The organism is Methylobacterium sp. WL9, assembly GCF_008040035.1.
Lineage (GTDB): Bacteria > Pseudomonadota > Alphaproteobacteria > Rhizobiales > Beijerinckiaceae > Methylobacterium > Methylobacterium thuringiense.
Map to the genome: position 1 here is coordinate 1 of NZ_VRVE01000005.1, position 19,967 is coordinate 19,967.

Below are 19,967 nucleotides of genomic sequence, written 5' to 3' on the forward strand. Positions count from 1 at the left end.
GGCGGGCCTCGCACCGCTCTCGGCCTTCGCCGACACGGGCGCCCCGACCGCCGCGGCGCTCGCCGAGGCGTTCAAGCCGATCGCCGAGAAGATCGCGGCGGCCCGCCGCTCGGCCCGCGCAGCCTCGCTCGCCTCCAGCGGCAGCATCGGCGACCGCCTGATGAGCATGGCGGAATCGGTGGTGCAGGTGAAGCGCGTGGCCCCGGGCGGCGGCTCGGCCGGCGGAACGGGGGCAGCGCCGGCAGCCGACGACGAACCCGAGGCCCGGGTTCAGGATGCGCTGGATGCCGGCCGTCTCGGTGATGCCGCCAAGGCCTTCGAGGCGTTGCCCGACGACGTCCGGGCTCAGGCCAAGGATTTCGGCGCCCGGCTGAAATCCGCTGCGGACGCCCAAGCAGCGGCGCGGTCGCTTCAGGCCGACGCGTTCAAGGCGCTGTCGGCGCCGGCGGCCGCTCGTTGAGCGTGATCTTGCCAGTTCGCAGCAGCGCTCCGATCGCGGGGCGGTGCATCACGGCAGGGGCCGAGGGGGCAAAAGCCGCCCCGCTCCCTGCCCATCATCCCATTCAAAGCCTCGGCGCCGACGATCCCGCGGGATCCGGCTCCCGGACGCCCAGGAGTTCTTGACCGAATGTGGCGCGCTCTCGTCTTCCTCGCCCTCCTGGCGCTCGCCGCCTACGGCGCCGTCTGGGTTGCCGACCATCCCGGCACGGTCACGATCGTCTGGAGCGGCTATCAGATCGGCGTCAGCCTCGCGGTCGCCCTCGTCGTCGTTGTCGTGGCGGCCCTGGTCATCGGTCTGATCCTGGCGGTGGTGCGCGGGGTGATCGGCCTGCCGTCCTTCCTCAGCCGCTCGACGCGCGAACGCCGCCGCGCCAAGGGCATGTCGGCGCTCTCGCGCGGCATGATCGCGGTGGGCTCCGGTGATCCGCTCGCCGCCAAGCGCCACGCGGGCGATGCCGAACGCCTGCTCGGCGCGCAGCCGCTGACGCTCCTGCTCAAGGCGCAGGCGGCCCAGATCTCCGGTGATCGCGATGCGGCCGAGACGGCGTTCCGGAGCATGGCCGACGATCCCGAGACGCGGGTGCTCGGCCTGCGCGGCCTCTATGTCGAGGCCCGCCGCCGGGAGGACGAGCCGGCGGCCCGCGCCTACGCGACGGAAGCGGCGCGTCTCGCCCCGAGCGTGACCTGGGCGAACGAGGCCGTGCTCGAGGCGCAATGCGCCGACGGCGACTGGTCGGCCGCCACCGAGACGGTGGAGCGCCGCGCCTCCCTCGGCCTGCTGGACAAGCAATCCGCCCGCCGCCAGCGCGCGGTCCTGCTCACCGCCTCCGCGCAGATCCACGAGGCCGGCGAGCCGGATACGGCTTTGGCCCAGGCGCAGAAGGCGGTGAGCCTCGCGCCGGAACTGGTGCCGGCGGCCTGCATCGCCGGGCGGCTGCTCGCCCGGAAGGGCGATCTGCGCAAGGCGGCCAAGGTGGTGCAGACCGCCTGGAAGGCCGAGCCGCATCCCGATCTCTCCAAGGTCTATCTCGGCCTGCGCCCCGGCGACTCGACGCAGGACCGCCTCGCCCGCGCCGAGACCCTGGCGCGGCTCTCGACCTGGCATCCCGAGGGCCGCCTCGCCGTCGCCCAGGCGGCGAGCGAGGCGCGGGAATTCGCCAAGGCGCGCGAAGCTTTGGCTCCCCTCGTCGCCGACCGCCCGACGGTGCGCACCTGCATGATGATGGCGCGGATCGAGCAGGCGGAGCACGGCGCCGACACGGGCCGTGCCCGCGAGTGGCTGTCGCGTGCCGCCCGCGCCCCGCGCGATCCGGCCTGGATCGCCGACGGCATGACCTCCGAGCGCTGGGCGCCGGTCTCGCCGGTCTCGGGCCGCGTCGACGCCTTCGTCTGGAAGACCCCGCCTGAATTGCTGGCCGGTCCGGAGGACGGCGACGAGGAGCACCAGCCGTCGCCGGGCTACGCCTCCCACGACACCAAGGCACTCCCTTCGGCCTCGGGCGGCATCGCGAGCGCCAGCTGGACGCCGAAGCCGAAGGCCGATCCGGTCTCGGGGAGCGCCTATCTGACCGACCGCGGCACGCCGCCGGTGCTGCCCGTCTTCAAGCAGGGTGAGCCGGCAGGCAGCGGGGAGGCTCCGCCGCTGCGCGGCCTGTCGTGAGTGCTGCCGGGACAGTCTCGATTCGGCGGGCTTAAAGCTCGATTCACGTAAACTCGCCTAACGTGAGCTTAGCGAGTTCTGCGTAATCGAAAGCCCATGACCTCATCCGTCATCGACGCGCCGGACGTGACCGGCCTCATCGAACTCTCGCGCGATCCGGGACTCGATCTGAAGCCGGTCATCCTGCGCGTGCAGACCGACCTGTTTCTGGCCGCACCGATCCGCGACCGGGCGGTGCTGTCCTCCTTCGCCTCCCTCGCGGGCGGGCTGATCCCGATCGTCGACGACGAGACGGCCCTGACCGTCGCGACGAAGCTCGCGCCCTGCCCCGAGACGCCGCAATCCGTCCTGGCCGCACTCGCCGCCCGCGGCAGCCCCGTCTGCGAAATCGTGATCGACACGGCCGTCGTCATCGGTCCGACCGTCATCACCGCCGCGCTCTCCTCGGGTGCCGACATCGGCAAGGCCATCGCCGCCCGCGAAGAGCGTGACCGCCTGAACGCACCGGATCCCGAGATCGCCGATCTCGAGCGCGCCCGTGATCCCCACGCCCGCCTCGATCGCGCGACCCTGGACCGCCTGATGGTCCGCGCCCGACGCGAGGCGGACCTCGCCGCGCCCCTGCTCGGCCGCCACGATATCGCCGCCGCCGACCTCGCGCCGCTCTGGCTGCACGCCGAGCCGCCGCAGCGCGCGAAGATCCACGAGGCCGCTGCCGCCACCGCCGCCCTGCGTTCCCACCCGCAGGCTCCGCGCGACATCGGCGTCGTGCTGACCGGGCTCTCGCGCGGCGGCGACGTGAAGGGATTCCTGGCGGCGCTCGCCGAAGGCCTCGGCTTGCCCGGCGGCTTCCTCGGCTCGGCCCCGAACCCGTCCTCACGCTACGATCTGCTGACCCTGGCCCTGCGCGCCGCCGATCTCAGCGAGGCGGAGGCCGTCTACGTCTTCCTCACGCTCAACCCCACCGTCGCCCGTTCGGCCGACCGGGTGTTCGAGCTGGTCCAGCTCTTCCGGTCGCTGACGCGCCCGGCCGCCCGCGATCTCCTCGGCGCGATCCTCGACGTGAGGCTGCCGGAACGGGTCTCGGGCGCGGAGCACCGGCCCTACTACGCCCCGGATGCCGCCAAGCCACGCCAGGCTGCCGAGCGCATCTCGTCGCGCAACATCATCCTGCCCGGACGCCTACGCCAGTCGGTCTGAGCATCGGCTCGAAACGTGGCCGCCGGTTTTCGGGACACGTCGACGGGTCCAGCGAAAGATCAAGCCATCAGTTCGAGCCCGTGGCGGCCGTCCCGGTCGTCGATCTCGATGATCCAGAGGTCCTCGTCGAAGCGGACCTCCTTGGCGATGCGGGCTTCGACGTCGGGGCTGTCCGCGCCCGTCAGCATCACGGAGAAGCGCCGTTCGCCGTCATCCGCCGCGATCAGGGCCTGAGGGGCCGGCCCGTAGAGGTCGGCGGTCCCGTCCAAGCGGTCGACCTTGACGAAGATCGCCCCGGCTTCGGGCGATCCACGCCGTCGCTGGACGGCGGGAATGCCCTCGACGCCGAGACGGCGCAGATGTGCGGAGACCCAGAAATCGGCGCGGAGGCGAGGCATGGCACGGCGATAGCGCGTCGCCGGCTGCGTTGCACGCCCCCAGGCGGGCTCAGCCCTTGGCCGAGCCGGCCTTGGAGGCGAGTTCGCGGAGCGTGCGGCCGGAGGCCTCGCCGGTCACCGGGATCTTGCGGTCGCGCTCGAACTTCTCGATGGCGGCCTTGGTGGCCGGCCCCATGACGCCGTCCGCCTTGATTGTGCCGTAGCCGAGCTTCGACAGGGCGCGCTGCGCCTGTGCGACCTTGTCGACGGCCTTCGGCGTCACCGACGCCGTGGTGTCGCCGGCGGAACGCAGGATGTCGCCGATGGCGTCGCGTGCGGGCGCCTTCTCGGCATGTTTGGGCTCCGGCTTGTCCTTCGATGCAGGCTCGGCGGACGTCTGCGCGACCTGAACAGGCGCTGCGGGCGCCTTCGCCACGGGAGCCGGCTCGGCCCTGGCGTGCTGCGCGACCGGCTGCGGCAGGATCGGAGCCGGATGGCGGCCCGCCTGGAAGCCCAAGGCATTCACCGTCACGTACCCGACGGCCGCCAGGGCCGCCAGGGAGCCGAGCGTCTCGCCCGGACGGGTCGTGCACACCCGGCCCGTCCAGCGGCCGAGCGCGACGACCGTCGCCAGGAACTCACTGGGCGTGGAGCCGGTCGCCGCCGCGCGGGAGGCCCGGCGCGGCGCGGCCTTGGCCGCCGACTTGCCGGGACGCATGTCGCGGGGGACGACGATCTCGCGCTGATCCCGCTGCGTGGTTGGTTCGCGCATCAAAGCGCTCCCTCGATGGTTCGGACAGCCGGGGCGGTGGATCGCCGTCGGCGCAGAATGGTCAACCGGCCCGCCTGAGGGGCATCGCGCCCGACAGTGGATCGTCGTCGAACAGGCCGATCGGCAGCCGCACCACGGTCGGAGCCGGGCCGGAGGACGGCGCCGCACCGCGGAGGGTGGTCCGGATCGGCGCGGGCTCCGACGGCGTCGCGCCCCGCCGTGGACCGAGCGGCAGCGTCACCGAGACCGTCGTGCCCTGGCCTGGCGCGCTCTCGATCGAGATCGAGCCGCCATGCAGGCCGACGAGGCCGCGCACCACCGAGAGGCCGAGGCCGGTGCCTTCGTGCGCCCGCTCGTAGCCGCCATTCGCCTGGAAGAAGGGGTCGCCGATACGGGGCAGGTCCGCCTCGGCGATGCCGCTGCCGGTGTCGCTCACCACGAGGTCCAGATAGCTCGCGCCGCGCCGCACGCCGACGTCGATCCGCCCGCCCTTGGGCGTGAACTTCACGGCGTTCGAGATCAGGTTGATCAGAACCTGCCGGCAGGCGCGGGCGTCGGCGTTGATGGCGCTGCCGCGCGGGATCGCTCCACGCACCAGCCGGACGCCGGCATCGTCGATCTTCAGCTGCATCAGGTCGCAGCAGCCGCCGACCAGTTCGCTGACGTCGAGCGTCTCGGGCTCGAACTCGAAATGACCGCTCTGGATGCGCGACATGTCGAGCAGCGTGTTCACGACGCCGAGCAGGTGCCGGCCCGAGGAGGCGATGATGTCGGCGTATTCCTTCCCGCGGTCGGCCGTGATCGTGCAGGCGCCCTCGCCCCCGAGTACTTCGGAGAAACCGATGATGGCGTTGAGCGGCGTGCGCAACTCATGGCTGACGGTAGCGAGGAAACGGCTCTTCACGGCGTCGGCGCGCTCGGCGTCGGCCCGGGCCTTGTCGAGCTCGGCGGCGTGGCGGTGATGCTCGGAGACGTCGCGGGTGACGGCGACGACGGTAGCCGCGTTGGCGCCGCCCTGGCCGGCCTCGATACGATGGGCGCGCATTTCCGCGAAGATCGAGCGGCTGCCGTCGGCACTCGGCGTGTCGAGATGCAGGCGGAAGGGCACCGTCGTGGGCTCGCCGCTCACCGCGACGTCGCTGATCGCCTTCAGCAGGGCCGGCCGGTCGCCGATATGGACGCGGTCGAGCAGGCCGAGACCGCGCAGGCGGCTGGGTTCGACGCCGACGAACTTCGCCGACGAGGCGCTTGCCTCCAGGACGCGGCCGTTGGCGTCGTGCCAGGTGACGAGGTCGTCGATGGCCGAGAGCAGCAGCCGGTCGCGCGCCTCGTTGTCGCGCATTCGTGAGCGCCACTCGCCTTCGCGGCGCAGGTGCTCGATCGCCTGGGCCGAGATGTGGCCGATCGCCGTGATGGCGAAGAGCGGCATGACGATCGCGCTCGGCCAGTCGATGGCCTGTGCCGTGAGATCGAACTGGCCCGAGAAGGCCACGGCGACGGCGCCGAGCGCCGCGATCACCGCTGCGGCGACGGTGGCGCGGATGGAGCCCGAGACCAGCGCTTCGAGCGGGATGGCCACGAGCCAGAGAGCCGCGGCCGAATTCGAGCCGCCCGTGAGTGCTGCAAGGCAGACCACGACGCCGGTGAGACCGGCCGAGGACAGGGCGTGGGCGATCCACAGGATGCCGGTTCGCGAGAGCACGGCGGCGGCCAGAACCGGTAGGAACAGCGAGGCGATCCCGAGCGCCTCGATGCCGCTCGGCACCCCGCGCCACAGCAGATACGGTGGCAGCGCCGCCATCATCACCGCGCCGGCCGCGAGCCGCGAGACGAGGAACCGCTCATGCCTGAAGCGCATGCCGGGCTCATCGAGAGCCGATTCATGGACGAGGCCCGCCAAGCGGGCATCGAACAATGATGCCAAGGTATTGTCGATACGCAAACTCGCCACGCGCAACGCTGTCGGCCGTGAACGACGACCGGACTCCGCGTCCCTCAAGCACATTGGTTCAACTGACGCAGACCGTCGCAGACCCGGTTTAAGTGACGATGAAGCGAAAGCGTTGGATCGAGTCGGCATGCCGCCGATGATGACTGCCGGAGGCTTCGGGACGATGTCGCCGCGGGACTTGTCCACAGCCACGCGCCTCGCTTTTCGGCGATTTCCGAAGGGCGATGCGATCCGGAGAAGGCTTCGTTCACCACGCCCGCGCTTTCCCGGCGGCGGATCGGATGGGCTTCACCGCCGGGTGAGATGGTGGCGCTCGAAACGGCCGTCGTCCGAGGGCGACACCCCGCATCCGGAAGGTGGCACCATGTCGTTCATCCTGCGCGCTGCCCTTGTGATCGGCGCGCTGTCCTACTTCGCGTTGCAGCGCGACGGCGGCGCGCGGCCGACCGAGGACCTCAAGGCGATGGCCGAGCGCCAGGGCGCGCAGCTCTCCGCGCTCGCGGGTTCGCTGCCGGCCGAGATGCGCGCCGCCGCGACCGAGGCCGTCACCGCCGAAGTGCTCAAGCGGCTTTCGTCCGAGACCGCCTCGCGCGACACGCTCCTCGCCGTCGACCGCCGCCCGGACTGGCGCGGGAGCGACCTGCGCTGACGCGGAGGGGCTCGACGCGCTACCCCCACAAGTCCGGCAGCGGCGGATGCACGAGGCTGCCCTCGTAGAGCAGGCCCGGCTCACGGTCGCGGGCCAGCAGCAGCGGGCCGTCGAGATCCACATAGGCGGCTTGGCCGGCGAGCAGCATCGCCGGGGCCATGGCGAGCGAGGTCCCGACCATGCAGCCGATCATCAGCGTCAAACCGCGCGTGCGCGCCTCCTCGGCCAGCAGCACCGCCTCGGTCAGACCGCCGGCCTTGTCGAGCTTGATGTTGATGGCGTCGTAGCGCCGGGCCAGCGCGTCGAGCCCTGCCCGGTCGTGCAGGCTCTCGTCGGCGCAGATCGGGATCGTGCGGTCGATGGCCTCCAAGAGCGCGTCCTCGCCCGCCGGCAACGGCTGCTCGATCAGCCCGACGCCCGCCGCCGCGCAGGCCGCGAGGTTTTCGGTGATGGTCTCGGGCCGCCAGGCCTCGTTGGCGTCCACGATCAGACGTGACTCCGGCGCGCCGCGGCGGACGGCGGCGATGCGGGCCGGGTCGCCCTCCCCGCCGAGCTTCACTTTGAGGAGTGGGCGATGCGCGGCCTTGCGCGCAGCCGCCTCCATGGAGGCGGGCTCGCCGAGGCTCAGCGTGTAGGCCGTCGTCACGGGTGACGGCGCGCTCAAGCCCAGTGACTGCCAGACCGGAGTGCCCGTGCGCTTGGCTTCGAGATCCCAGAGCGCGCAATCGAGGGCGTTGCGTGCGGCGCCCGGCTTCATCCGCTCCAGCAGGTCGTGTGGCGACAAGCCTTCGGCGACGGCGCTCGCCTGTTCCTCGATCAGCGCGCCGACGCTCTCCACCGTCTCGCCGTAGCGGGCATAGGGCACGCATTCGCCGCGCCCGCGAATGCCGCCGTCCTCGATCGTCGCGACGACCACGACGGCCTCGGTGCGGCTGCCGCGGGCGATGGTGAAGGCGCCGGCGATCGGGAAGCGCTCGACGGTGACGGTGAGGCGGCGTGCCATGGCTCAGGCCTTCACTGGAAACTCGGCTGCGATCCGGTCGACGATGCCGGCGACGCCGAAGCGGACCGGGTCGGTCGCCGGGAGATCGTGCTCCTTGCCGAGCGCGTCGAGGAGGCGGCGCGCCTCGGCCTCGTCCAGCGCCTGCGTGTTCACGGCGATGCCCACCGGCCGGATCCCCGGATTGGTCAGCCGCCCGCAGGTGATCGTCAGAGCGATGACGTCGGCGATCGACGGCAGCGGGTGCTCCACGCCGCGCATGGTGGTGCGGGTCGGCTCGTGGCAGATCACGAAGGCGTCGGGCTGCGCCCCGTGCAGCAGGCCGAGGCTGACGCCAGCGAAGGATGGGTGGAACAGCGAGCCCTGGCCCTCGATCAGGTCCCAGTGCTCCGGATCGGCGGCGGGCGCGATCCACTCGACGGCGCCGGAGATGAAATCGGCCACCACGGCGTCGATGGCGACGCCGCGGCCGGAGATGAACACCCCGGTCTGGCCCGTCGCACGAAAATCCGCATCGAAGCCGCGCTCGCGCATGCCGCGCTCCAGCGCCAGCGCCGCGTATTTCTTCCCCGCCGAGCAATCCGTGCCGACGGTGAGCAGCCGGCGGCCCGGCCGCCTGGTGCCCTTGCCGGTGGCGAAGGTCTCGTCGCTGTGGCGGACGTCGTGGAGCTGGCGGCCGTTGGCGCGCGCCGCCTCGGCGATCTCGGGGATCGAGCCGAGGCGCACGTGCAACCCGCTCGCCACGTCGAGCCCGGCGTCCAGCGCCGCCACGATCCCGGAGACCCAGTGCTTCGGTAGCGTACCACCCGCGTTGACCACGCCGACCACCATGGTGCGGCAGCCCTTCTCGACGGCCTCCGCGAGGCTCAGGTCCGGGATGCCGAGATCGGCGGCGCAGCCCTCCATGCGGATCTGGCCGATGCACCATTCGGGACGCCAGTCGGCGATCCCGTAGGCGGTCTTGGCGGCCAGCCGGTCGGGCACGTCGCCCAGGAACATCAGGTAGGGCGTGGCGATCTGCATGGTTCACGTCCGTCGATGAGGAAGGCCCCGTCGTAGCGCGTGGGCTGCGACGGGCCGGTGTCGATCCGCTCGAGCATCGGACCGAAAGGTGGTGACCGGCTTTCGGAAAGTCGGATGCTGAAACAAGAACCAAGAGCATCGTCCCGGATACGATATCCGGGACGATGCTCTTGGCGCGAGCTATACGAGAGCCGGCGCGCCGGTCACAGGGGCTGCGTCTTGGATGCGCCGCCGCCAGCGCCTACCTCCCGCAGACAAACGCAGCCGATACGGACACCCTCCATTGCCTCACGCCGACGCAAGCGCCACGCCGTCCATGCATGCCACCACCATCCTGATGGTGCGCAAGAACGGCCGGGTCGTCATCGGCGGTGACGGTCAGGTCAGCCTCGGGCAGACGATCGTCAAGGGCAACGCCCGCAAGGTGCGCCGGCTCGCCAAGGGCGCGGTGATCGGTGGGTTTGCCGGCGCGACGGCGGACGCCTTCACGCTGTTCGAGCGGCTGGAGGCGAAGCTCGAACAGTATCCCGGCCAGCTCACCCGCGCCTGCGTCGAGCTCACCAAGGACTGGCGCACCGACCGCTACCTGCGCCGCCTCGAGGCGATGATGGTGGTGGCCGACAAGGATGTGAGCCTGCTGCTCTCGGGTGCCGGCGACGTGCTGGAACCCGAATACGGCGTCATGGCGATCGGCTCGGGCGGCAACTATGCGCTCGCCGCAGCGCGCGCGCTGGAGGACCAGGACCTCGACGCCGAGGCGATCGTGCGCAAGGCGATGGCGATCGCCGCCGAGATCTGCGTCTACACCAATGGCAATCTCGTGATCGAGAGCCTGGACGAGAGATGACATCCGCGCCGGGAGCCGAAACGGAGAGCGACCGGCCCGATGGCATAGTGCGCGCCCTGATCGCGCGTGGGGTCGCTGACGCGATCATCACACCGAATCAGGCGAAGCGGCTGTTCGCCCTGGCCCTGGAAGCGCGGGCCGATCCGGAGGTCGACTTTGCGGAGATACCGCAGGACGACGAGCGTCTGCGTTTCGTTACGGGGTTCGCGGACATCTTCGTCACGCTCGGGATCGCCCTTTTCCTCGGAGCGGCGGCCTATCTCGGTGCGGACCTGCTCGGTGCGACGCGCGCCATGCCGCTCGTCGCGCTGCTGTCCTGGATTCTGGGCGAATTCTTCTCGCTGCGGCGGCGGATGGCGCTTCCCAGCATCGCTCTGCTGGGCGCCTTCGCCTACGCGGTCTTTACGGCCGCCCGTTCGGGGCTCGGCAGCTTCGATGGGCTGATGGGGCCGTTCCTCGGCGAACGGTTCAGCGGCCTGCCCGTGACCGGTGCGGCGGCGGAAGTCACGCTCGTCTTCGTCTCACTGCATTATTGGCGCTTCGGCGTGCCGATCACCGTCGCCGCCGGTATGCTCGCGCTTCTCACGACGATCATAGCGCCGCTGCTCGCCTATCTCGGTGCGGAGCCGCCGGTGCTGTGGACGCTGCTCGTCCTGGCCGGGCTCGCGAGCTTTGCGGTTGCAATGCATTTCGACCTCTCGGATCGCGAGCGGCTTACGCGGCGCTCGGACATCGCGTTCTGGCTCCACCTGCTGGCGGCACCGCTGATCGTCCATCCCGTGCTGCAGACGGTGACCGCGGGAAACGCGGCCACGACCGGATCCGGTACGGCCTTCGCCGTGATCGCGATCGTCCTCGCACTGAGCCTTGTCGCCCTGGTCACGGACCGTCGCGCAATCCTGGTCTCGGGCCTGCTCTATGCCGGATACGCGATCGGCGGCCTGATCCAGGAATACGGTGGTGCCGGCCTCTCGCTGCCTCTGACGCTGCTCACCCTGGGTGCGTTCGTCCTGCTGCTCAGCGTGGGCTGGCAGAGCTTGCGCCGGACGCTGCTGCGACTGTTGCCGGAGGATCTGGCCCGACGGATGCCGCGTCCACGCGATTGACCGGGCCGTCAGGTCGTCGTCACGTCCTCCATCGTCCCGGTAACGATCCTGTGCCGGGCGCCTTCGTGCCCCTGCTGAATGCCGGCACATCACGATGAGGGTCGAAGGCCCCCGATTTCCTACAGGCTGCGGCTTGGGCTGGGAGGGATAAGGGGCCGACCGATCCGATCATCCTGGGCCGTCTCGTAGAACGGAACCTTGCTATCGAATAGGACAATAAGCATATCATCGTCACGGTGTCAAGACCGGCGAAAACGGTCGGCTCGCACGCGCGGCCAATCTCAGGCAATCCCGAGCGTGGGACGGCATGGGACATGCGGGACAGGTGGTCCTGTGTCCCACCCGTGAGGCCTCGGGGAGCGGGCGTCTGGAAACGCCGTGCCGGCCCGCTTAGATCTGGCGCGGGATCGACCGCTCCAGCGGCGCATCCAGGCCCTTCAGGAGTCCGATGACCACCTTCTCTCCCCGCGAGATCGTCTCCGAACTCGACCGCTTCATCGTCGGCCAGAACGACGCGAAGCGCGCGGTCGCCATCGCGCTCCGCAACCGCTGGCGCCGGCAGCAACTCACCGGCCCGCTGAAGGAAGAGGTCGCGCCGAAGAACATCCTGATGATCGGCCCCACCGGCTGCGGCAAGACCGAGATCGCCCGGCGGCTGGCGAAGCTGGCGGGTGCGCCGTTCCTCAAGGTCGAGGCGACCAAGTTCACCGAGGTCGGCTATGTCGGCCGCGACGTCGAGCAGATCATCCGCGACCTCGTCGAGGTCGGCATCGGCCTGCGGCGCGAGGTGAAGCGCCAGGAGGTCAAGGCCAAGGCCGAGGCGGCCGCCGAAAACCGCATCCTCGACGCACTCGTCGGACCGACCGCGAGCGAAGCCACCCGCGCCTCGTTTCGCAAGAAGCTGCGCAACAGCGAACTCGACGACAAGGAGGTCGAGCTCGAACTGGCGCAGGGCGGTCCGCAGGGCATGCCGATGTTCGAGATCCCCGGCATGCCGGGCGCCTCGATGGGCGCGATCAACATCGGCGAGATGCTCGGCAAGGCCATGGGCGGCGCGCGGGCCAAGCCCAAGCGCATCGCGGTGAAGGACGCCTATGCGCCCCTGCTGGCGGAGGAATCCGACAAGCTGGTCGACGACGACGCGCTGACCCGCGAGGCGATCCGCGAGGTCGAGAACAACGGCATCGTCTTCCTCGACGAGATCGACAAGATCTGCGCCCGCGAGAGCCGCGGCGGTGCCGACGTCTCCCGCGAGGGCGTGCAGCGCGACCTGCTGCCGCTGATCGAGGGCACCACGGTGGCGACGAAACACGGTGCGGTGAAGACCGACCACGTGCTGTTCATCGCGAGCGGCGCCTTCCACGTCTCGAAGCCCTCCGACCTGCTGCCCGAATTGCAGGGCCGGCTGCCGATCCGGGTCGAGCTGCAGCCGCTGACGGTGGAGGATTTCAAGCAGATCCTCACCACGACGGAGGCGAGCCTGCTCAAGCAGACCGTCGCCCTGATGCTGACCGAGGGCGTCACCCTCGACTTCACGGACGACGCCGTCGATGCGCTCGCCCGTGTCGCTGTCGAGGTGAATTCATCGGTCGAGAACATCGGCGCGCGCCGGCTGCAGACCGTGCTGGAGCGGGTGATCGACGAGATATCCTTCAGCGCCACCGATCGCTCGGGGGAAACGCTCAGGATCGATGCAGCTTACGTGCGAGATAGTGTCGAGGATCTGGCTGCGAATGCCGATCTCAGCCGGTTTATTCTTTAAGTCTGAACCGGTCCGCCGAAACAGATGCATTTTCCGTCATTGCGAGCGACGCGAAGCAATCCAGGGCAAACTCATAAGCCGCATTGTAATGGCCCTGGATTGCTTCGCGTCGCTCGCAATGAAGAGGAACGCTCCAAGGCGATGACACGGAAACCGTATCACCCTTCCCAAACCTGTCCCGGCCGCAACGGCAGAAACACCTCCTGCCTCAGGCCCGCCGCGCCGAGCGCCGCAGTCAGCGCTTCTGCCGGACGCTCGATGCCCTCGTCGGTGAGCTTGAACGTGCCCCAGTGATGTCCGAGCGCCTGTTCGGCGCCAAGCAGCCTTAATGCCTCAACCGCATCGGCTGGGTTCATGTGCTGGGGCTGCATGAACCAGCGCGGCTCGTAGGCGCCGATCGGCAGCGTCGCGAGGCGCGGCGGGCCGAAGCGGGCACGGATGTCGCGAAAGATCGTGCCCTGACCGAGACCGGTATCGCCGACATGGTAGTGGACGCCGCGCGGCGTCGTCAGGACGAAGGCGCACCACAGGGCCATGCGGCGATCGTTGAGGCCGCGGGCCGACCAGTGGTTCGCTGGAGTGAGATGCACCGTCGTGCCGCCGCCGAGATCGACCGACTCGCCCCAGTCGCGGGTCTCGACGTTCATGGTCTCGTCGTAGCCGCGCAGGATCGCGTCGTTGCCGAGGGGGGCGACGATCAGCGGCTGGTGCTCCTGCCAGAGCCGCGCCATCGTCGGCCCGTCGAGGTGGTCGTAGTGGTTGTGGGTGATCAGAACCACGTCGATCGGCGGCAGCTTTTCGTAGGCGATGCCCGGCGGGTTCACGCGCTTGGGCCCCGCGAAGCGCACCGGGCTCGCGCGCTTGGCGAAAACCGGGTCGACCAGGATGTTGCGGCCCGCGACTTGGAACAGGTAGCTCGCATGGCCGATGAGCACGACTCGGAGACCGTCGACGCGCTCTGGCGGAATGTCGGCCGGGAACGGGCTCGGGGCGCTCGCGGGCCAGGGCTCGGTCTTGGCGGTCATGCGCCAGCGGGCGAGGTCCGAGAAATTCTTGTCCGGCGGCTGTTCCGGGGCGTGGAAGCGCACGCCGTCGAAATGGTCGCTGATAGGGCCGCGATAATAGGGGTTCGCGCTGCGCCGGTGCGCGGCATAGCCGACGCCGCCGAGGGTCATCACCGTGGCCGCGCTCGCGGCCGTGATCAGGCGTCGCCGTGTCATGTCACCCAAGATGGCGGCCAAGCGCGGCCGTTCAAGCGCTTCGACCCAGACGCCGCATCAGGATGGGAGCGCGGTGCGGTTTGCGACCGTGGCGAGGTCGTCAGCGAGGGCCCGGATCTTCTCGCGGGCGTGTTGGGCCACCTCTTCCTTCGAGCGGTTCTCCGTCGGCACCACCACGACGCCGTTGATGCGACCGTGCTCGGCCAGCAGCGTGAAGTTGAAGCGGCCCGATCGACTGCGGCGTATGACGTAATGCGGAGACGCCACGCAAAAATCCTCCCCGTCGTCCTGCGCAAGCGCTCATGGGGATACGGTAGCCGACCGGCGAAAGTTTCAGCGCTGCAAAGGCTTCACGCAACCTTGATGACGCTCAAGAGCGCCAGCGCAGCTCCTGCCGGCTGAGAGGGTTCTCGAAGCTGCGGCCGGCACGGGCCGCTTCCAGCGCCTCGCGCTTGAGGCGGAAATACCATTGCGACGGCAGGTCACCCTGGCCGAGCAGGACCATGGTGGGCTTGCGGTCGAGGCCGGCCTGGGCGTGCTGGAGCACCTGCTGGTCCTGCGTCAGGAACTGCCGCATCAGCGGCCGCGCGATGGGCTTAAGCAAATTCAGCGCCGGCATGCTCCAGTACATCGCGTTGGTGAGCATGGTGCGGTTGTTGGTGAGCGGCGTGGCGAAGGTGTAGTTCGCCATCCGCTTTTCGCCCGCCACGATCCGCTCAAGGCGAATGCCGGGCAAGCGGAACTCGATCTCGACTTCCGGCGCACCGCCGAGCAGCTTGTAGATCGGCGAACTCGTCGTGGTGGCATGGCTCGACATGACGAAGCCGTGCGGCACCGGCTGGAAGGTTTTTACTTTTTCCCGCAACTCCTTGGAGGGGCGGAACCACCAGGAATCGTGAACGAAGGCGACGTGTCCGGGATCGACGAGGCTCAGCGTCGTCAGGTCGAAACTTGCCTCGACTTCGAGCTCCACCACGAGGCTGCCGGCGGGCTCGAAGCCGAGCTCGGGTACGGCGGGCAGGTCTGTCGCGCTTGCCGGCCCCAGATAGGGGTTCACCCACAGGAATCCGGCGCTCTCCAAGATGGGGAAGCGCTGGACGGCAATCCGCGAAAAATCCGAAGCGTCCTTTTCGGAGAGTGTCGGCACGTCGCGGCAGCGTCCGTCGGTGCCGAAGCGCCAGCCGTGGAACGGGCACATCACGGTGTCGCCGTCGAAGCGGCCCTTCGAGAGGGCCATGCCGCGATGCGGGCAGCGGTCGCGCATGGCGAAGAGCGCGCCAGCGGCGTCGCGGCCGACGACGATCTGCTCGCCGTTCAGCTCTACCGGCCGCATGCCGCCGGGTTTCAGCGTAGGCGCCTGCCCGACGCAGTACCATGCATTCGGCAAAGGCTCGCGCATCGCCTTCGGGTCGAGGGCGGCGTCGGATACGGTTTCGTCTGCGGCGCGCGTCGTCGCGGCGAGCATGGAGCCTCGTCGTCCTCTCGGCGGCACCCCGTTCGGTGCGCTCGCGCCGTCATACGCCGCCGTCGAAAGGGTTGCCAGCAGACGCGATGTGCGGCGCGGCGAGAGAACGCAGCCGGGGGGCTTTACGAAGCCGGGCCGGAGTCCCTACCTTCGAATTCCCAGAAACGAACGAAAGGAGGTGATCCAGTGTCTCATTGTCATCAGCCGCTGTCATCGGCGACCAAGACCTGGACCGTTACCTCCGGCGAGAGCATCTAGCCCTCGCGGGACACGCGAACAGGTTTCGTCGGACCGCGGTTCGGCAATGGAAGGGCCGCCCTCACCGGGGCGGCCCTTCGTCGTTTTGAAGCCTTCGAGTCTAATTCGGTAGGAAACGGTTCTGTCAGCGGGTCTGGCCGCTGAACAGGGGCTGCATCAGCGCTTCGCAGCGAGCCTTCCAGAGGTCGCGCTCGCCGCGCAGATCTTCCATCTTGGCGATCTCGTCGCCGATATGGGCGCGCAATTCGCGGACTTCCTGGGCGAGGAGAAGCTGAAGTTCATCGCGCCGGTCGGCCTCGAGCCGGAGCTTGGCTTTCAGCATCATGTTTTCGGCGATGAGCTCGGCGACCTCGTCGTCCTGGGCCTCGGTCTTCTCATTCGGCACCACGAGACGGGGCGCCCAGCCCGAGGTCTTGCTCTCGAACGCCTGGGGGGCGACCGGCGGCGGAACCTCGGCCTCGGCTTGGCGGCCTTCGGGAGCGGTCGCACGCATGGCGGCCAGCCAGTCCCGCAAGGGACCGGATTGGGTCGACGGCCGGCTCACGGTGTCGTGGAAGGAAGCGTTACGAGCAGGTTCCGACATCGGCTGGATCCTCGATTTCCAGGCCATGTCATCCCAACATGCTTAAGGAACGGTAAAGGTCGAGACCGGCCCCACTGTTCCGGATCGGTACCTTGACTTGGCGGCGCTGCCGGCCTAACGCCGCCACCTATCCGACGCCATGTCGTCACTACGAGAAGCCGCCCGGCCCGAGAGGCCGGAGGTCAACGCCCGACAGCGCGTCTGCGCCCTCGGGCGAGCTTCGCGTTGGCGATACGGCGTCCCCGGCGATTTATCGAGGAGCATGCCGCCGCCCATGGCGCCTGCACAGGACACCAGCCTTCGCATCGAGGATGCGGTCAACGAGCATTGCCCCTGGTCGGGCGAGCCGATCGCGGCCGACTCGCTGACGCTCTACAACGGCGCCGTCGTCGGTTTCTGCAATCCCGATTGCCGTGACAAGTTCGCTCGCGCCGTGGCCGGCTTCGAGGATGCGCTTCAGGCGCGCCGCGCGGCCAATGCCGGCGTCTATCAGTAGGGCCTGAGATCAGCATGTTCGAAGGCCTGTCCGACCGCCTCTCCGGCATCCTCTCCGGGCTCACTCGCCGCGGTGCGCTGACGGAGGCCGACGTCACCGCCGCCATGCGCGAGGTGCGCCGCGCCCTGCTCGAAGCCGACGTCTCGCTGGAGGTGGTGCGCAGCTTCACCGAGGCGGTACGCGAGAAGGCGGTGGGCGCCGTCGTCGTGAAGTCGGTGACGCCCGGCCAGATGGTCGTGAAGATCGTCAACGACGAACTCGTGGCCATGCTCGGCACCGAGGCCGGCATCATCGACCTCAACGCCCCGGCTCCCGTCGCCATCCTGATGGTCGGCCTGCAGGGCTCGGGTAAGACCACCACGACGGCCAAGATCGCGCGACGTCTCTCCGGCCGCGAAAAGCGCCGCGTGCTGCTCGCCTCGCTCGACACCCGCCGACCAGCGGCGATGGAGCAGCTGGCCATCCTCGCCAAGCAGGTCGAGGTCGAGAGCCTGCCGATCGTTGCCGGCCAGTCGGCGGTGCAGATCGCGCGGCGCGCCATGGAGGCCGCTCGGCTGGGCGGCTTCGACGTCGTCATGCTCGACACCGCCGGCCGCACCACGGTCGACGACGCGCTGATGGCCGAGGCCGCCGAAGTCAAGGCGGTCACGAACCCGCACGAGGTGCTCCTCGTCGCCGACGCCCTCACCGGCCAAGATGCGGTGATCACTGCCCGCGCCTTCGATCAGCGTATCGGCATCACCGGCATCGTCCTGACCCGCATGGACGGCGACAGCCGCGGTGGCGCGGCGCTCTCGATGCGCGCCGTCACCGGCAAGCCGATCAAGCTCGTCGGTACCGGCGAGAAGGTCGACGCGCTCGAAGAGTTTCACCCGGCCCGCGTCGCCAATCGTATCCTCGGCATGGGCGACATCGTCTCCCTCGTCGAGAAGGCGGCCGAGACCATCGACCACGAGCAGGCGCTCCGCACCGCGGAGAAGATGCGCAAGGGCAAGTTCGACCTCGACGACCTGTCGATGCAGCTCGGACAGATGGAGAAGATGGGCGGCATCGGCGGCCTGATGGGCATGCTGCCCGGCATGGGCGCCATGAAGAAGCAGGTCGAGGGCGCCAACCTCGACGAGAACATGTTCAAGCGCCAGCGCGCCATCATCTCGTCGATGACCGCGCAGGAGCGTAAGAATCCCGACATCCTCAAGAACTCCCGCAAGAAGCGCATCGCCGCGGGGTCGGGCACCAAGGTAGAGGAGCTGAACAAGCTCCTGAAGATGCACCGGACCATGGCCGACATGATGAAGGCGATGGGCTCGGGCAAGCGCGGCATCGGCCAGGCTCTGGGATCGATGTTCGGCCTCGGCGGCGGTGGCATGCCGGGCGGGCTGCCGGGCGGCATGAAGATGCCCCCCGGCATGCCCGAGCCGACGCCGGAGCAGATCGAGCAGATGCAGAAGCAGTTCGGCGGCAAGCTTCCGCCGATGCCGCCGGGCCTCGGTGGCGGCGGCAAGATGCCTGGCCTGCCCGGACTCGGCGGTCCGAAACTTCCGGGCCTCGGCGGCTTCATGCCGGGCAAGAAGAAGTGAGCATCCTGTCTGCCCAGGGCGTCGACCCCGAACTCGTGCGCCTGCGCGACAGCATCGACAATTTCGATGCGGCGCTGATCCACCTGCTCGCCGAGCGCTTCCGCTGCACGCAGCGGGTCGGCGAACTGAAAGCTCGCAAGGGCATGCCGGCGTCCGATCCCGACCGGGAGTCGCGCCAAGTGACCCGGCTTAGAAAACTCGCGGTCGATGCCAAGCTCGACCCCGACTTCGCCGAAAAATTCCTGGCCTTCGTGGTCAAGGAAGTGATCCGGCACCACCACACGATCGCGCAGAACGCCGATCTGAAGACCGAAACCGAAAGGAACGACTGATGTCCCTCAAGATTCGCCTCACCCGCGGCGGCGCCAAGAAGCGCCCCTACTACCGCATCGTCGTCGCCGATGCCCGCGCGCCCCGCGACGGCCGCTTCATTGAGAAGGTCGGCGCCTACGACCCGATGAAGGCCAAGGACGATCCGGCCCGCATCGTTCTCGACAACGAGAAAATCGCGTCCTGGCTCGCCAAGGGCGCGCAGCCGACCGATCGCGTCCTGCGCTTCCTCGACGCCGCCGGCCTCGCCAAGCGTCCGGCCCGTAACAACCCGCAGAAGGCCGAGCCCGGCGAGAAGGCCAAGGAGCGCGCCACCAAGCGCGCCGAGAAGCTCGCCGCCCCGGCCGAAGACACTGTGGCGTAACCTGCGCCGACCTACCCTCCCCCTATGCGGGGGAGGGTGACTGCGGAGCAGGCGAGAGAGGTGCAGCGCGACGTTGCCGGAAGGTGCGTCCTTGCAACCGCCTACTGCCTATCCGAAACCGTCGTTCCTCTCTCCCGACCCGCTACGCGGGCCACCCTCTCCTGTAGAGGGGAGAGGGTTTTGCACCCCACCACCGAGACCGACCCCCATGGCCCGTCGCCCCGGCTCACCATCGCGCGCCGCGAGCGAACAACGGGCAGTGCCCAAAGAGCTCGTGGCGTTGGGCGAGTTCGGCCGCGCGCAGGGCCTGCGCGGTGAGATCCGGCTGAAATCCTACACGAGCGATCCGCTCGCCATCGCCGGCTACGGCCCGCTGCTTGCGGCCGACGGGCGAACCTTCGTCCTCACCGACGCCAAGCCTGCCCCGGGCTCCTCCCCCGACCTCCTCGTCGTCCGCGTCCAGGGCGTGAAAGACCGCACCGGAGCCGAGGCGCTGACGCGTGTCGTGCTCTACTGCTCGCGGGACAAGCTCGGGACGCCGGAGGACGAGGACGAAATCTTCGCCGCCGATCTCGTCGGCCTCGACGCGGTCGATGCCGCAGGCACGGTGATCGGCACCGTCCTTGGCGTGCCGAATTACGGCGGCGGCGATCTCCTGGAGATCCGCCCGGCGCTCGGCGGCGCCACTGCGCTCCTGCCTTTCACCAAGGCCTTCGTGCCGACCCTCGACATACCCAACCGGCGCATCGTCATCGATCCGCCGGAAGACCTGTTTGCGCTGCCAGGCCCGAAGCCCGCCGACGAGCCGGAGTGATCCGGAAGC

21 protein-coding genes and 1 pseudogene are annotated in these 19,967 nt (G+C 69.3%); 13 read left to right on the forward strand and 9 right to left on the reverse strand.

Annotated elements, in window-relative coordinates; translation table 11 throughout:
* From FV217_RS22670 to FV217_RS03290, 3 genes and pseudogenes are all read left to right on the forward strand, one after another.
* Window positions 1-460 (forward strand): annotated as a pseudogene (locus tag FV217_RS22670) (translation initiation factor 2); the annotation flags it as partial.
* Between the two features lie 168 nt (window positions 461-628).
* Window positions 629-2,161, forward strand: coding sequence for a heme biosynthesis HemY N-terminal domain-containing protein (locus FV217_RS03285; RefSeq protein WP_147814274.1), 1,533 nt, complete (start codon window positions 629-631; stop codon window positions 2,159-2,161).
* Between the two features lie 96 nt (window positions 2,162-2,257).
* Complete coding sequence (locus FV217_RS03290) at window positions 2,258-3,361, forward strand: hypothetical protein (RefSeq protein WP_147814276.1); 1,104 nt, start codon at window positions 2,258-2,260, stop codon at window positions 3,359-3,361.
* Window positions 3,362-3,420: 59 nt separating this feature from the next.
* Here the strand turns inward: FV217_RS03290 and FV217_RS03295 are convergent, their stop codons facing one another.
* The 3 genes from FV217_RS03295 to FV217_RS03305 form a co-directional block, all read right to left on the reverse strand.
* Window positions 3,421-3,759 carry a DUF1491 family protein gene (locus FV217_RS03295; RefSeq protein ID WP_147814278.1) on the reverse strand — a complete coding sequence of 113 codons (339 nt, stop codon included), beginning with the start codon at window positions 3,757-3,759 and terminating at the stop codon, window positions 3,421-3,423.
* A 49-nt stretch (window positions 3,760-3,808) separates the two neighbouring features.
* Window positions 3,809-4,510, reverse strand: a complete 702-nt coding sequence (locus tag FV217_RS03300; protein ID WP_147814280.1) for a peptidoglycan-binding domain-containing protein — start codon at window positions 4,508-4,510, stop codon at window positions 3,809-3,811.
* Window positions 4,511-4,571: 61 nt separating this feature from the next.
* The gene (locus FV217_RS03305; RefSeq protein ID WP_147814282.1) at window positions 4,572-6,461 is read right to left on the reverse strand and encodes a PAS domain-containing sensor histidine kinase; all 1,890 of its coding nucleotides are present in this window, start codon (window positions 6,459-6,461) and stop codon (window positions 4,572-4,574) included.
* A 364-nt stretch (window positions 6,462-6,825) separates the two neighbouring features.
* On the opposite strand from FV217_RS03305, the gene FV217_RS03310 reads away from it, so the two are divergent.
* Complete coding sequence (locus FV217_RS03310) at window positions 6,826-7,110, forward strand: hypothetical protein (RefSeq protein ID WP_147814284.1); 285 nt, start codon at window positions 6,826-6,828, stop codon at window positions 7,108-7,110.
* A 19-nt stretch (window positions 7,111-7,129) separates the two neighbouring features.
* Here the strand turns inward: FV217_RS03310 and dgcA are convergent, their stop codons facing one another.
* On the reverse strand, window positions 7,130-8,113 hold the full coding sequence (gene dgcA / locus FV217_RS03315; protein ID WP_147814286.1) for an N-acetyl-D-Glu racemase DgcA: 984 nt from the start codon (window positions 8,111-8,113) through the stop codon (window positions 7,130-7,132).
* Between the two features lie 3 nt (window positions 8,114-8,116).
* Entirely contained in the window at window positions 8,117-9,133 is a 1,017-nt protein-coding gene (gene dgcN, locus FV217_RS03320; protein WP_147814288.1) for an N-acetyltransferase DgcN, read from the reverse strand.
* A gap of 316 nt (window positions 9,134-9,449) precedes the next feature.
* Between dgcN and hslV the strand changes: the two genes are divergently transcribed.
* The 3 genes from hslV (at window position 9,450) to hslU (ending at window position 12,848) form a co-directional block, all read left to right on the forward strand.
* Window positions 9,450-9,980, forward strand: coding sequence for an ATP-dependent protease subunit HslV (hslV, locus tag FV217_RS03325; RefSeq protein WP_147814290.1), 531 nt, complete (start codon window positions 9,450-9,452; stop codon window positions 9,978-9,980).
* A gap of 47 nt (window positions 9,981-10,027) precedes the next feature.
* Window positions 10,028-11,086, forward strand: a complete 1,059-nt coding sequence (locus tag FV217_RS03330; RefSeq protein WP_246682708.1) for a hypothetical protein — start codon at window positions 10,028-10,030, stop codon at window positions 11,084-11,086.
* A gap of 448 nt (window positions 11,087-11,534) precedes the next feature.
* A complete protein-coding gene (gene hslU / locus FV217_RS03335; protein ID WP_147814292.1) occupies window positions 11,535-12,848 on the forward strand; it encodes an ATP-dependent protease ATPase subunit HslU in 1,314 nt (437 codons plus the stop codon).
* A gap of 158 nt (window positions 12,849-13,006) precedes the next feature.
* Here the strand turns inward: hslU and FV217_RS03340 are convergent, their stop codons facing one another.
* From FV217_RS03340 to FV217_RS03355, 4 genes are all read right to left on the reverse strand, one after another.
* Window positions 13,007-14,068, reverse strand: a complete 1,062-nt coding sequence (locus tag FV217_RS03340) for an MBL fold metallo-hydrolase (RefSeq protein ID WP_147814294.1) — start codon at window positions 14,066-14,068, stop codon at window positions 13,007-13,009.
* A 57-nt stretch (window positions 14,069-14,125) separates the two neighbouring features.
* Window positions 14,126-14,335, reverse strand: a complete 210-nt coding sequence (locus tag FV217_RS03345; RefSeq protein WP_238230464.1) for a hypothetical protein — start codon at window positions 14,333-14,335, stop codon at window positions 14,126-14,128.
* Between the two features lie 103 nt (window positions 14,336-14,438).
* Window positions 14,439-15,533 (reverse strand): aromatic ring-hydroxylating dioxygenase subunit alpha, encoded by a 1,095-nt coding sequence (locus tag FV217_RS03350; protein WP_147814296.1) that lies wholly within the window; start codon window positions 15,531-15,533, stop codon window positions 14,439-14,441.
* 382 nt (window positions 15,534-15,915) lie between these two features.
* Entirely contained in the window at window positions 15,916-16,284 is a 369-nt protein-coding gene (locus FV217_RS03355; RefSeq protein WP_348641946.1) for a hypothetical protein, read from the reverse strand.
* On the opposite strand from FV217_RS03355, the gene FV217_RS23290 reads away from it, so the two are divergent.
* The 6 genes from FV217_RS23290 to rimM all read left to right on the forward strand — a co-directional run bounded on the left by FV217_RS23290 (window position 16,283) and on the right by rimM (window position 19,958).
* Window positions 16,283-16,420 (forward strand): hypothetical protein, encoded by a 138-nt coding sequence (locus FV217_RS23290; RefSeq protein WP_246682713.1) that lies wholly within the window; start codon window positions 16,283-16,285, stop codon window positions 16,418-16,420. The genes FV217_RS03355 and FV217_RS23290 overlap by 2 nt on opposite strands.
* A gap of 228 nt (window positions 16,421-16,648) precedes the next feature.
* Entirely contained in the window at window positions 16,649-16,870 is a 222-nt protein-coding gene (locus tag FV217_RS03360) for a glutathione S-transferase (RefSeq protein WP_147814300.1), read from the forward strand.
* 14 nt (window positions 16,871-16,884) lie between these two features.
* The gene (gene ffh / locus FV217_RS03365; RefSeq protein WP_147814302.1) at window positions 16,885-18,450 is read left to right on the forward strand and encodes a signal recognition particle protein; all 1,566 of its coding nucleotides are present in this window, start codon (window positions 16,885-16,887) and stop codon (window positions 18,448-18,450) included.
* The gene (locus FV217_RS03370; RefSeq protein WP_147814304.1) at window positions 18,447-18,782 is read left to right on the forward strand and encodes a chorismate mutase; all 336 of its coding nucleotides are present in this window, start codon (window positions 18,447-18,449) and stop codon (window positions 18,780-18,782) included. The genes ffh and FV217_RS03370 overlap by 4 nt, the downstream gene beginning before the upstream one ends.
* The gene (rpsP, locus tag FV217_RS03375; protein WP_147814306.1) at window positions 18,782-19,144 is read left to right on the forward strand and encodes a 30S ribosomal protein S16; all 363 of its coding nucleotides are present in this window, start codon (window positions 18,782-18,784) and stop codon (window positions 19,142-19,144) included. Before FV217_RS03370 ends, rpsP begins: the two co-directional genes overlap by 1 nt.
* Window positions 19,145-19,403: 259 nt before the next feature.
* Window positions 19,404-19,958, forward strand: coding sequence for a ribosome maturation factor RimM (gene rimM / locus FV217_RS03380; RefSeq protein ID WP_246682709.1), 555 nt, complete (start codon window positions 19,404-19,406; stop codon window positions 19,956-19,958).
* Window positions 19,959-19,967: the final 9 nt, after the last annotated feature.